Origin of the sequence: Streptomyces sp. NPDC086989 (assembly GCF_044745505.1) — a bacterium.
Lineage (GTDB): Bacteria > Actinomycetota > Actinomycetes > Streptomycetales > Streptomycetaceae > Streptomyces.
The window spans coordinates 570,387-581,497 of record NZ_JBIVAL010000001.1 but is presented as its reverse complement, the minus strand read 5'-3'; the positions used below and the strand labels follow the sequence as shown (position 1 = coordinate 581,497).

At 74.1% G+C, this 11,111-nt stretch carries 10 protein-coding genes; 8 read left to right on the top strand and 2 right to left on the bottom strand.

Translation table 11 applies throughout. The features are described from left to right. Positions 1 to 58: 58 nt before the first annotated feature. The 3 genes from ACIPK4_RS02760 to ACIPK4_RS02750 are packed head-to-tail and all read left to right on the top strand — an operon-like array spanning position 59 to position 2,644. On the top strand, positions 59 to 322 hold the full coding sequence (locus ACIPK4_RS02760; protein WP_402308799.1) for a hypothetical protein: 264 nt from the start codon (positions 59 to 61) through the stop codon (positions 320 to 322). 22 nt (positions 323 to 344) lie between these two features. After that, the gene (locus tag ACIPK4_RS02755) at positions 345 to 2,384 is read left to right on the top strand and encodes a 4-alpha-glucanotransferase (protein WP_402308797.1); all 2,040 of its coding nucleotides are present in this window, start codon (positions 345 to 347) and stop codon (positions 2,382 to 2,384) included. A gap of 20 nt (positions 2,385 to 2,404) precedes the next feature. Beyond that, the gene (locus tag ACIPK4_RS02750) at positions 2,405 to 2,644 is read left to right on the top strand and encodes a hypothetical protein (protein WP_402308795.1); all 240 of its coding nucleotides are present in this window, start codon (positions 2,405 to 2,407) and stop codon (positions 2,642 to 2,644) included. Positions 2,645 to 2,813: 169 nt separating this feature from the next. Here the strand turns inward: ACIPK4_RS02750 and ACIPK4_RS02745 are convergent, their stop codons facing one another. Next, positions 2,814 to 3,308 (bottom strand): MarR family winged helix-turn-helix transcriptional regulator, encoded by a 495-nt coding sequence (locus ACIPK4_RS02745; RefSeq protein WP_402308793.1) that lies wholly within the window; start codon positions 3,306 to 3,308, stop codon positions 2,814 to 2,816. A gap of 103 nt (positions 3,309 to 3,411) precedes the next feature. On the opposite strand from ACIPK4_RS02745, the gene ACIPK4_RS02740 reads away from it, so the two are divergent. The 4 genes from ACIPK4_RS02740 (at position 3,412) to ACIPK4_RS02725 (ending at position 7,666) form a co-directional block, all read left to right on the top strand. Then, positions 3,412 to 4,722, top strand: a complete 1,311-nt coding sequence (locus tag ACIPK4_RS02740; RefSeq protein WP_402308792.1) for an MFS transporter — start codon at positions 3,412 to 3,414, stop codon at positions 4,720 to 4,722. Between the two features lie 121 nt (positions 4,723 to 4,843). Beyond that, a complete protein-coding gene (locus ACIPK4_RS02735; protein WP_402308790.1) occupies positions 4,844 to 5,791 on the top strand; it encodes an EamA family transporter in 948 nt (315 codons plus the stop codon). Positions 5,792 to 5,838: 47 nt separating this feature from the next. After that, positions 5,839 to 6,756: a DMT family transporter gene (locus ACIPK4_RS02730; protein WP_402308788.1), complete on the top strand. Its 918-nt coding sequence runs from the start codon at positions 5,839 to 5,841 to the stop codon at positions 6,754 to 6,756. A gap of 10 nt (positions 6,757 to 6,766) precedes the next feature. Further along, the gene (locus tag ACIPK4_RS02725; RefSeq protein ID WP_376195924.1) at positions 6,767 to 7,666 is read left to right on the top strand and encodes a LysR family transcriptional regulator; all 900 of its coding nucleotides are present in this window, start codon (positions 6,767 to 6,769) and stop codon (positions 7,664 to 7,666) included. A gap of 92 nt (positions 7,667 to 7,758) precedes the next feature. Here the strand turns inward: ACIPK4_RS02725 and pepN are convergent, their stop codons facing one another. Further along, positions 7,759 to 10,338 (bottom strand): aminopeptidase N, encoded by a 2,580-nt coding sequence (gene pepN / locus ACIPK4_RS02720; protein WP_402308785.1) that lies wholly within the window; start codon positions 10,336 to 10,338, stop codon positions 7,759 to 7,761. A gap of 140 nt (positions 10,339 to 10,478) precedes the next feature. On the opposite strand from pepN, the gene ACIPK4_RS02715 reads away from it, so the two are divergent. Continuing rightward, on the top strand, positions 10,479 to 11,009 hold the full coding sequence (locus ACIPK4_RS02715) for a DUF1203 domain-containing protein (RefSeq protein WP_402308783.1): 531 nt from the start codon (positions 10,479 to 10,481) through the stop codon (positions 11,007 to 11,009). Positions 11,010 to 11,111: the final 102 nt, after the last annotated feature.

Genomic DNA, 11,111 nt, shown 5'->3' with positions numbered 1-11,111 from the left:
TACGCCAGGAATGCACCGCTGCCCACGGGGTATGGCTGCGGTGTCCCGGCGGTGTTCCATGTCACTGACCCACCTTCAGAGCCCTTACGGACCAAGGAGCAACGCCGTGAACACCGCACCCGGCAGCCGACCCGCCCCCGCCGCCCCGCCGCTCGCCCACCTGCCCGCGCAGGCCGGGCCCGCCGAAGGGCCCCTCACCAGCGAGCCCCCGCTCGCCGGTTTTGCCCACACGCCCCTGACCAGCGAGCCCCCGCTCACCGACGAGGCTCCGCTGACGAGCGAACCGACCACGCCCGCCGCGGCAGCCGCCGCAGGCGACTAGACACAAGGACACGGGTATTCACATGGACGACCTCGCCCGGCTCGCGGCCCTGCACGGCGTCGCCACCACCTACCAGCCCGCCGAGGGCGTCACGGTCCGGGTCCCGGAGGCCACCGTCAGGGCCGTGTTGCGGGAGCTGGGCGTGGACTGTGACACCCCGCAGGCCGTACGGGGGCACCTGGCCGAGGCCGACTGGGAGGCGGCGCACCGGCTGTTGCCGCCGGTGCTGGTGTGGTGGGCGGGCTCACCGCCGCCCGCCGGGCTGGCCGATCTGCCGCCCGGGACGCGGATCAGGCTGGAGGGCGACGAGGCCGGCGGCTGGTCGCCGGGCGGGGACCCGGGCGGGGATGCGGCCGGGGGCCCGGGCGGCTCGCCGGGCGGGGTGCCGCCGCTCGGTGTGCACCGGCTCAGCGCCGAGGCCCCCGACGGCCGGACCGGGGCCGCCACCCTGATCGTCGCCCCGGAGCGGGCCCCCGCCGCGCCCGACCGGGCCCACGGGCTGCTCGTCCAGCTGTACTCCCTGCTCTCCGAGCAGTCCTGGGGCATGGGCGACCTCGGCGACCTGGCCGCGCTCGCCCGCTGGGCGGGCCGCACCCACGACATCGGGTTCATCCAGGTCAACCCGCTGCACGCGGCCGTGCCCGGGACCCCGACCGACCCCTCCCCGTACCGGCCCTCCTCGCGCCGGTTCCCCGACCCGGTGCACCTGCGGATCGAGGACGTCCCCGAGCACGCCACCTGCCCCGACCCCGAGGCCCTCGCCGAACTCGCCGCCCGGGGCGGCGAACTGCGCCGCGAGGTCCTGGAGAAGGGCGCGCTGATCGACCGCGACGCCGTCTGGGCCCTCAAGCGCGCCGCACTGGAGCTGCTGTACGCGGCTCCGCGCACACCCGAACGCGAGGCCGACTACCGGGAGTTCTGCGCCGAACAGGGCGCGGAGCTGGACCTGCACGCCACGTGGTGCGCCGGGCACGCCGGCGACGACCCGAGAGCGGGGGCCGACTTCCACCGCTGGCTGGTCTGGCTGACGGACACCCAGCTCCGTGCGGCCCAGCGGGCCGCCCGCGACGCGGGGATGGCGGTCGGCATCGTGCACGACCTGGCCGTCGGGGTGCACCCGAAGGGCTCGGACACCTTCGGCCTGCCCCTCTACGCGAAGCACGTCAGCGTCGGCGCCCCGCCCGACGCGTTCAACGCCCGCGGCCAGGACTGGAGCCTGCCGCCGTGGCGGCCCGACCTGCTCGCGGACAGCGGGTACGCGCCGTTCCGGGCCCTGCTGCGCGGGGTGTTCCGCTTCGCCGGGGCGCTGCGCATCGACCACGTCATGGGCCTGTTCCGGCTCTGGTGGATCCCGGAGGGCGCCCCGCCCGCCGAGGGCGCGTACGTCTCGTACGACGGCGAGGCGATGCTCGCGATCCTGGTGCTGGAGGCCCACCGGGCCGGCGCCCCCGTCATCGGCGAGGACCTCGGGACGGTGGAGCCGCGGGTCCGCCGGGCGCTGGCCCGGCGCGGGGTGCTCGGCACCTCCGTGCTGTGGTTCGAGCGGGACTGGGCGGGCGACGGGCAGCCGCTCGCCCCCGAGGCGTGGCGGTCCGACTGCCTGGCCACCGCCACCACCCACGACCTGCCGCCCACCGCCGCCAAGCTGGCCGGCGCCCATGTGGAACTGCGCGAGCGGCTCGGCCTGCTGACCCGCCCGCCGGAGCGGGAGCGGGCCGAGGACGCCGCCGACACCGCCCAGTGGCTGGACGCCCTGGAGGGGCTCGGCCTGGACACCAAGGGCGAGGAGGCGGCCGTACGGGCCCTGTACGGCTTCCTGCTGCGCACCCCCGCCCGGCTGGTCGGCGTATGGCTGCCCGACGCGGTGGGTGACCGGCGGCCGCAGAACCTGCCGGGGACCTGGGACCAGTACCCCAATTGGCGGCTGCCGGTGGCGGACCCGGCGGGCCGGCCGCTGACGCTGGAGGCCCTGATCGCCTCTCCCCGGGCGAACGCCCTGCTGGGAGCGGTGCGGGAGGGGGTGCGCGCCCGTACGGCACCCCCGGGCGCGCGCCGCGTTTAGGTGTTCGCTACGTTTGCACCGTGGACAAGAAGAACGCTCTGCGCGCCGGCGCCGTCACGGCCGGATCGACGCTGATGATGCTGCTGATGACGTCTCCCGCCCTCGCGGTGACCCGCGACGACGGCGACGACCCGGGCCCGGGCCTGAGCATTGCCCAGACGCTCGGCCTGTACGTTTTCACGCCGATCGCGCTGTTCGCGATCATTGCGGGCCTGGTGATCGTGACCGACAAGTCGCGCAAGCAGCAGACCCGGGGCTGACCCCGCGGGGCAGCACCCGACAGACTTCCGGGGCGCCGGGGGTCCGCACGCCGACGCCTTTGCGGCTCCGGTGCGGACCCCGGGCGCCCCGTTGTGCGTTCCGCAGCCCGGTAGACGGCCCCCGTCGGCGCCCCCAGCCGGGCGCCGCGTGCCCCGCCCGCGGGGCGGACTAGACGCCGGCCATCAGCTTGCGCAGGAGGCCCGTCAGGGCGGCGACCTCCTCGTCGTCGAGGCCGGTGAGGGCGGCACGCTGCACCTCCAGCCCGGCGGCGACGGCCTCGTCGATGACGGAGAGCCCGCGGTCGGTGATCGTCACCTGTAGTCCGCGCCGGTCGTGCGGATCGGGCTTGCGGGAGAGCAGCCCGGCCTTCTCCAGCTTGTCCAGGCGCCCGGTCATGCCGCCCGTCGTGAGCATGAGCGTGGCCGACAGCTGGCGCGGCGAGAGCGTGTACGGGGCGCCGGAGCGCCGCAGCGTGGCGACGACGTCGAACTCGCCGCGCGAGATCCCGTAGCGGGCGTAGGCCCGTTCCATCGCGTCCCCCATGCTCCGGGAGATCCGGTAGATACGGCCGAAGACGGCCATGGGGGCGGTTTCCAGGTCCGGTCGCACTGCGTGCCACTGGTCGATGATCGCGTCGACGGCGTCCTTGTTGGCCTCGGTCATGCACGCAGTATCAAGTGTCCCTCCAGTTGTTCGCAAGAAAGTTGCTTGACGAAAAGTAGCTTAGAGGTAAGCTACTTCCCATCAACCTACTTGGGGGGAAGCGATGGGCAAGGCAAGGGGAACAGCGGTGGCGGGGGAGCGGGCCCTGCTCGTCGGCGCCGGTATCAGCGCGGTGGGGACCGGCATGTACGTCCCGTTCTCGCTCGTCTTCTTCCACCACGTCACCGGCCTCTCCTTCGCTCTCGTCGGCCTGGTGATGACCGTCACCGGCCTGGTGGGGCTGGCGGCCCTGCCGCTGGCCGGCGCGGCCGTCGACCGGTTCGGCGCCAAGCCGGTCGTCCTCGCCCTCTACGGGGTCCGCGCCCTCGGTTTCGCGCTCTACCCCTTCGCCGGCTCGCTGCCCGCCTTCGCCGCCGTCGCCCTCGTCACCGCCCTGGCCGACCGGTCCTTCCCCGTCGTCCAGCAGTCCCTGATCGGCGAGGTCGCGCGCGGCGCCGACCGGGACCGGCTCCAGGCCTCGCTGCGCGCCCTGCAGAACGCCGGGATGGGCGCCGGGGCCCTGATCGTCTCCGGAGTGCTCGCGCTGTGGGGGACCGCCGCCTTCACGTACACGGTCTGGGGCAACGCGCTGGCCTTCGCGCTCGCCGGACTGCTCGTCCGCCGGGTCCGCGCGGTGCACGACGCGCCGAGGGCCCGCGCCGGACGGCCCGCCGCCGGCTACCGGATGGTCCTGCACGACCGGCCCTTCCTCGCCCTGACCGCCGCGAACTTCCTGACCGCGCTGGGCTACGCCGCCCTGTCCGTGCTCTTCCCGCTCTACATCGCCACCTGGCTGCACGGGCCCGACTCCCTCACCGGAGCCGCCTTCACCCTCAACACCGCCCTGTGCGCCGGGATCGGCGTGCTCGTCGCGGGCCGGGTCCGCCGCTCCGGAGCCCGCCGCACCCGCTCCGCCGCGCTCGGCGCCCTGCTCTTCGCCGGCGCCTTCGTCGGCCAGATCGTGCTCGGCACCGTGCGCCCCGGGCAGACCGCCACCCTGGTCGCCCTGATGGTCATCGTCGTCGTCTACACCCTCGGCGAGCTGGTGCACAGCCCCTCCGGCGGCGCCCTGTCGGTCTCCGCCGCCCCGGAGGCCGTGCGCGGCCGCTACCTGGCCACCTACCAGGTGTCCTACTCGCTCGCCACCGCCGTGGCCCCCTCACTCTTCACCGCCCTGCTCGCCGTCGACGGCCGACTGCCCTGGGCCGTCCTCGCCGTCGCCGCGGCCGGGGCCGCCCTGGCGCTGGTCCGGCTGGAGCGCCGGCTGCCCGCCGAGGCCGTGTACCCCCAGCCGTCGGTCGTGGCGGCCGCCTCGGCGCCGCGGACCCCGGCGCCGATGCCGGCTCCGGCTGCGGCTCCGGCTCCCGCGGTCTGAGCCGCCCGGCCGGCCCGGCTCCGGTCCCGCCGCGTCCCACCGCCCGACTTCCCTTCCCCCCGACTTCCCTTCCCCCCGACTTCCGTCCCGCGTTCCTCACCCGTCCGAGGAGTCACCTGCCATGAAGCGCTTCGCCACCGTCGCCCTGACCGCCCTCGCCCCGATCTCCTGGGGTTCGACCTACGCCGTGGCCACAGAACTGCTCCCGCCCGACCGGCCCCTGTTCACCGGCGTGATGCGGGCCCTGCCCGCCGGACTCCTGCTCACGGCCCTGGCCCGCAGACTCCCGACCGGCGCGTGGTGGTGGAAGTCCGCCGTCCTCGGCACGCTCAACATCGGCGCCTTCTTCCCGCTGCTGTTCCTCTCCGCGTACCGGCTCCCCGGCGGCGTGGCGGCCGTCCTCGGCTCCGCCGGCCCGCTGTTCGTCGTCGGACTCGCCGCCCTCGTCCTGGGGGAGCGGGCCCGGCTGCGGACCGTACTCGCCGCCGTCGTCGGCGCGTTCGGTGTGAGCATGGTCGTCCTGACCGCCGCGGCCCGGCTGGACCTCGTCGGGATCGTCGCCGGTGTCGTCTCCTCGGCCTCCATGGCCGCCGGCACGGTCATGACCAAGCGCTGGGGGCGCCCCGAGGGGGTCGGCCCGCTGGCCGTGACCGGCTGGCAGCTCACCGCGGGCGGGCTGGTCATCATCCCCGTCGCGGCCCTGGTCGAGGGGGCGCCGCCCGCGCTCGACGGCAAGGCCTTCCTCGGCTACGGCTACATGATGCTGATCAACACCGGTATCGCGTACTGGCTCTGGTTCCGCGGCATCGGCCGGCTCACCGCCACCTCGGTCACCCTGCTCGGCCCGCTCTCCCCGCTCACCGCCGCCGTCATCGGCTGGGCGGCCCTCGGCCAGTCCCTGTCGCCGATCCAGCTGGTGGGCATGGCGATCGCCTTCGGGGCCACCGTGGCGGGCCAGCTGTTCGCCGCCCGCACCCCCGCCCCCGCCGCGGTGGAACCGTTCAGTTCCACTGAAGAGAATGATCGAAATGTTTCGATGGACCTGACGGATGGCGAAGTGCGACGGTAGACCCACTTCACACCGGCACCCGAAGGGGAGAACACACCGTGGCCGTCATGGACAGGGTCCGCACCGTTGCGCAGCACCAGAGCGGCAGCCAGGCCGCGAGGGGACCCGCGGGACTCGGCGTCCTGCTCGCCCTGGTCGCCACCGTCGTCTGGTCCGGCAGCTTCGTCGCCACCCGGGGCATGGCAGACACCGTGCCGCCCGTCCAGGCCGTGTTCTGGCGCTGGATCATCGCCGCCCTCGCCGTCGCCCCCTTCGCGGCCCGCCAGGCCTGGCGGCAGCGGGCGCTGATCCGCAAGCACCTCGGCTTCACCGCCCTCGCCTCGCTGTTCGGCGTCGCCCTCTACAACACCCTGGTGCACCAGGCCGGACTGACCACCTCCGCCTCCAACATGGGCATGATCATGGCCGCCTCGCCGGTCGTGATGGCGCTCTACGCCCGCCTCGGCGGCGAACGGCTCGGCGCCCGGCGCACCTTCGGCCTGGTGCTCGCCGCGTTCGGGGTGCTGCTGCTCGTCGGGGACGGCTCGCTCGGCTTCGACTTCGGCGCCGGCGACCTGTGGATGCTCGCCGCCGCCCTGTCGTTCGCCACGTACAGCGCGCTGCTCAGGCGCAAGCCCGCCGAGCTCGGCGGACCGGCCTTCCTCATCACCACCTTCGTGCTCGGCGCGCTGATGCTGGCCCCCGCGTACGCCGTGTCCGTCACCGTCCAGGGCGGCTTCGAGGTCACCGCGGGCACCGCCGGCATGCTGCTGTACGTCGGTGTCATGTCCTCCGCGGTCGCCTTCTTCGCCTGGAACAAGGCCGTCTCGCTCATCGGCGCGGCCCGCGCGGGTGTCGTCTACTACCTCCAGCCGGTGTGCGTCGCCGGCCTCGGGCTCCTGCTGCTGGGCGAGCGGACGGGCCCGGCCCAGCTGCTGTGCATGGCGCTGATCCTGGGCGGCGTGAGCCTGGGGGCCCGGCGGTAGGTTCGCTCCCATGACCGAGTGGGACATCAAGAAGCTGCGGATCCTGCGGACCCTGGCCGACCGGGGGACCGTGACCGCGACGGCCGAGGCGCTGCACATGACGCCCTCGGCCGTTTCGCAGCAGCTGACCAATCTCGCCCGGCAGCTGGGAGTGCCGCTGCTGGAGGCGCAGGGGCGCCGGGTCCGGCTCACGGACGCCGCACACCTCGTACTGCGGCACGCGGAGGCCGTGTTCGCGCAGCTGGAGCGGGCGGACGCCGAACTGGCCGGATACCTGGCCGGCGACGCGGGTGAGGTCCGGATCGGGGCGTTCTCCACGGCCGTTCCGGTCCTGGTGGTCCCGGCGGTGGCGGCGCTGCGGCGCAGCCACCCGGGCGTGGAGGTACGGGTACGGGAGACCGAGGCGGCGCAGTCGTACGAACTGCTGTCGGCCGGGGCCGTCGACCTGGCCCTCTCGCTGGCCGCGCACGCCCCGAGCGCCCGGGACCCGCGGTTCACCCGGCTGGTGCTGATGGAGGACCCGCTCGACGTGGCCCTGCCCCCGGGGCATCCGCTGGCGGGCGCGGCGGAGCTGCGGCTGGCGGACCTGTCCGGGGACCCGTGGATCTACGGGGGCAGCGGGCCGTGGCAGGAGATCGCCCGTACGGCGTGCGAGGCCGCGGGGTTCGTGCCGGAGCAGGCGCACGCGGCGGCCGGGTGGACGGCGATCCTGGCGATGGTCGAGGCGGGGATGGGCGTGGCGCTGGTGCCGCGCATGGTGTCGAGCCGGGCCTCGGGGGTGACGGTGCGGGTCCTGACCCGCGACCGGCCCACGCGGCACGTCATCGCGGCCACCCGCCGCGGCTCGGAATCCGCACCGGCGGTGGCCCACGCCCTGGCGGCCCTGCGTCACGCCGCCGCCGCTCGGTAGGCCGTCGCCTCCGGCGGGCCCGGTCAGGCCCCCGGCCCGCCGCAACGGTCCGGGGGCCGGAAGCCGGAGGCCGGAGGCCGGGGGCCTGCGGGTCAGGCGGAGGCGGCGTCCGCGGCCTGGGCCTTCAGGGCGCGCTCCACGCCCGACCGGGACTCCGAGACCAGCCGGCGCAGGGCCGCGTTCGGCTCGGCCGACACCAGCCAGGCGTCCGTCGCCGCGAGGGTCTGCTCGGAGACCTGGAGCGACGGGTAGAGGCCCACCGCGATCTGCTGGGCGATCTCGTGGCTGCGGTTCTCCCAGATGTCCTTGACCACCGCGAAGTACTTCTCGGTGTACGGGGCCAGCAGCTCGCGCTGGTCGGTCTGGACGAAGCCGCCGATCACGGCCTCCTGCACCGCGTTGGGCAGGTCCGCGGACTCCACCACCGAGGCCCACGCCTCGGCCTTGGCCTCCGCCGTCGGACGCGCGGCCCGCGCCGTGGCCGCGTGGCGCTCGCCCGCCGCCGTCCGGTCGCGCTCCAGCTCCGCCGCGATGGCCGGCTCGTCCAGGACACCGGTGGCGACGAGGCGCTCCAGGAACGCCCACCGCAGCTCGGTGTCCACGACCAGGCCCTCGATCACGGCCTTTCCGTCCAGCAGCGCGGCCAGGTAGGTCAGCTGCCCCTCGGTGCGGGCGGTCGCCGCGAACGCGCGGGCCCACGCCAGCTGGTGGTCGCTGCCGGGCTCGGCGCCGCGCAGGTGCTCCAGCGTGGCCTCGGTCCAGGCCGCCAGGCCCTGCTCCCGCCACGCCGGGTCGGCGTACAGGTCCACGGCCAGCTTCACCTGCCGGTGCAGCGACTGGACGACGCCGATGTCCGACTCCTTGCCGATGCCGGCCAGGACGAGGGCGAGGTAGTCGCGCGTGGCCAGTTCGCCGTCGCGGGTCATGTCCCACGCCGAGGCCCAGCACAGCGCGCGCGGCAGGGATTCCGTGAAGTCGCCGAGGTGCGCGGTGACGTTGGCGAGGGAGACCTCGTCCAGACGGACCTTGGCGTACGACAGGTCGTCGTCGTTCAGCAGCACGACGGCCGGCCGGGCGCGGCCGAGCAGCTCCGGCACCTCGGTCAGCTCGCCGTCGATGTCCAGCTCGATCCGGTCCGTACGGACGAGCTTGCCGCCGTCCAGGTCGTACAGGCCGATCGCGATCCGGTGGGGGCGCAGCGTGGGCTCGCCCTTGGCGCCCGCGGGCAGCGCCGGGGCCTCCTGGCGGACCGCGAACGCGGTGATGACGCCGGCCGCGTCCGTCTCGACGGCGGGGCGCAGGATGTTGATGCCGGCCGTCTCCAGCCACGCCTTCGACCAGGCGGTCAGGTCGCGGCCCGAGGTCTCCTCCAGGGCGCCCAGCAGGTCCGACAGGCGCGTGTTGCCGAACGCGTGCGCCTTGAAGTACGCCTGCACGCCCTTGAAGAAGGCCTCCATGCCGACGTAGGCCACGAGCTGCTTGAGCACCGAGGCGCCCTTGGCGTACGTGATGCCGTCGAAGTTGACCAGGACGTCGTCCAGGTCACGGATGTCGGCCATGATCGGGTGGGTGGACGGCAGCTGGTCCTGCCGGTACGCCCAGGTCTTCATGGAGTTGGCGAACGTGGTCCACGCGTGCGGCCACTTCGAGCCCTCCGCGTACGCCTGGCAGGCGATCGACGTGTAGGTGGCGAAGGACTCGTTCAGCCACAGGTCGTTCCACCACTCCATGGTGACCAGGTCGCCGAACCACATGTGCGCCAGCTCGTGCAGGATCGTCTCCGCGCGCACCTCGTACGCCGCGTCGGTCACCTTGGAGCGGAAGACGTACTGGTCGCGGATGGTGACCGCGCCCGCGTTCTCCATCGCGCCCGCGTTGAACTCGGGGACGAAGAGCTGGTCGTACTTGGCGAACGGGTAGTCGTACGCGAACTTCTCCTGGAACCAGTCGAAGCCCTGGCGCGTGACGTCGAAGATCGCGTCGGCGTCCAGGAACTCGGCCAGCGACGGCCGGCAGTAGATGCCGAGCGGCACCGACTGCCCGTCCGGGCCCTCGTACGAGCTGTGCACCGCGTGGTACGGGCCGACGATCAGCGCCGTGATGTACGTGGAGATCCGCGGCGTCGGCTCGAAGCGCCAGACGTTGTCCTTGACATCCGCAGCCTCGGGCGTCGGGGAGTTCGAGATGACCGTCCAGCCCTCGGGGGCCGTCACGGTGAACTGGAACGTCGCCTTCAGGTCGGGCTGCTCGAAGCTGGCGAACACGCGCCGCGCGTCCGGCACCTCGAACTGGGTGTACAGGTAGGCCTGCTGGTCGACCGGGTCGACGAAGCGGTGCAGGCCCTCGCCCGTGTTGGTGTAGGCGCAGTCCGCGACGACGCGGAGCTCGTTGGCGCCGGCCGCCAGGTGCTTCAGCGCGATGCGCGAGTCCCGGAAGACCTCGGCCGCGTCCAGCGCCGTACCGTTCAGGACGACCTCGCGCACGGCGGGCGCGACCAGGTCGATGAAGGTCTCGGCACCGGCCTCGGCCGACCGGAACCGCACGGTGGTCACTGAGGGGTACGTGCCGCCCTCCTGCGCACCGCTGAGATCGAGTTCGATCTCGTACGAGTCGACGGTGAGCAGCTTCGCCCGCTGCTGAGCCTCTTCACGGGTGAGATTCGTGCCAGGCACGCGGTCATCTCCTTTGATGGTGACGTTGCCCGGCCATCCTTCCACGCGGGGCCGATCCGGGGGGCGGAGTAATCCACGGGCGAAACGCGACGTCCGATTTCCGCCAGCTTGATCCGGTCCCGGCCCGCACCCTGGACGGCATGACCACCCACCCGGCGCCCCGACCGGCGCTCCACGCCGTACGCCCCGTCGCCCCCGACGCCCTCGCCGCCCTGCGGATCCTGGACGACGCCGGCCGGCCCTGCCGGCCCTACGAGGACCCCGAGGGCGGAGCGCCCCTGCGCTGCTGCCTGCGCCGCAGCCGCCCCGGGGAGCGGATCGCACTCGTCTCCTACGCGCCGCTGCGCCGCTGGGCCGCCGAGACCGGCGCCGACCCGGGCGCCTACGACGAGCAGGGCCCGGTGTTCGTCCACGCCGCCGACTGCGCAGGCCCGGACGGGACCGCCGGCCCCGGCCATCCCTTCGCCGAGCCCGGGGCCCTGCGCACGGTGCGCCGCTACGACGCCGGCGGGCGCATCCTCGGCGGACGTGCCCTGTTGCTCGGGCAGGAGCCGGACGCGGACCTGGAAGAAGCCCTGGCGGAGGCCTTCGCCGAGCCCGGAGCCGCGCTCGTGCACGTGCGCGCCACCGAGTTCGGCTGCTTCCTGTTCGAGGTCCGCAGGCCGTACTGACCGGGCCCGGACACGGCGGAGGGGGGGGCCCCGCCGGGGGCCCCCCCCCCCCCCGGCCCCGGCCCCGGCCGCCCGCCAACCCGCAAAACAAAAAACACACCC

Bases quoted from the DNA above. Each gene is read 5' to 3' on its own strand.
- ACIPK4_RS02755 (WP_402308797.1), top strand. From the start codon at position 345: ATGGACGACCTCGCCCGGCTCGCGGCCCTGCACGGCGTCGCCACCACC.
- ACIPK4_RS02735 (WP_402308790.1), top strand. From the start codon at position 4,844: ATGAAGCGCTTCGCCACCGTCGCCCTGACCGCCCTCGCCCCGATCTCC.
- ACIPK4_RS02745 (WP_402308793.1), bottom strand. From the start codon at position 3,308: ATGACCGAGGCCAACAAGGACGCCGTCGACGCGATCATCGACCAGTGG.
- ACIPK4_RS02740 (WP_402308792.1), top strand. From the start codon at position 3,412: ATGGGCAAGGCAAGGGGAACAGCGGTGGCGGGGGAGCGGGCCCTGCTC.
- ACIPK4_RS02730 (WP_402308788.1), top strand. From the start codon at position 5,839: ATGGACAGGGTCCGCACCGTTGCGCAGCACCAGAGCGGCAGCCAGGCC.
- ACIPK4_RS02760 (WP_402308799.1), top strand. From the start codon at position 59: ATGTCACTGACCCACCTTCAGAGCCCTTACGGACCAAGGAGCAACGCC.
- ACIPK4_RS02715 (WP_402308783.1), top strand. From the start codon at position 10,479: ATGACCACCCACCCGGCGCCCCGACCGGCGCTCCACGCCGTACGCCCC.
- ACIPK4_RS02725 (WP_376195924.1), top strand. From the start codon at position 6,767: ATGACCGAGTGGGACATCAAGAAGCTGCGGATCCTGCGGACCCTGGCC.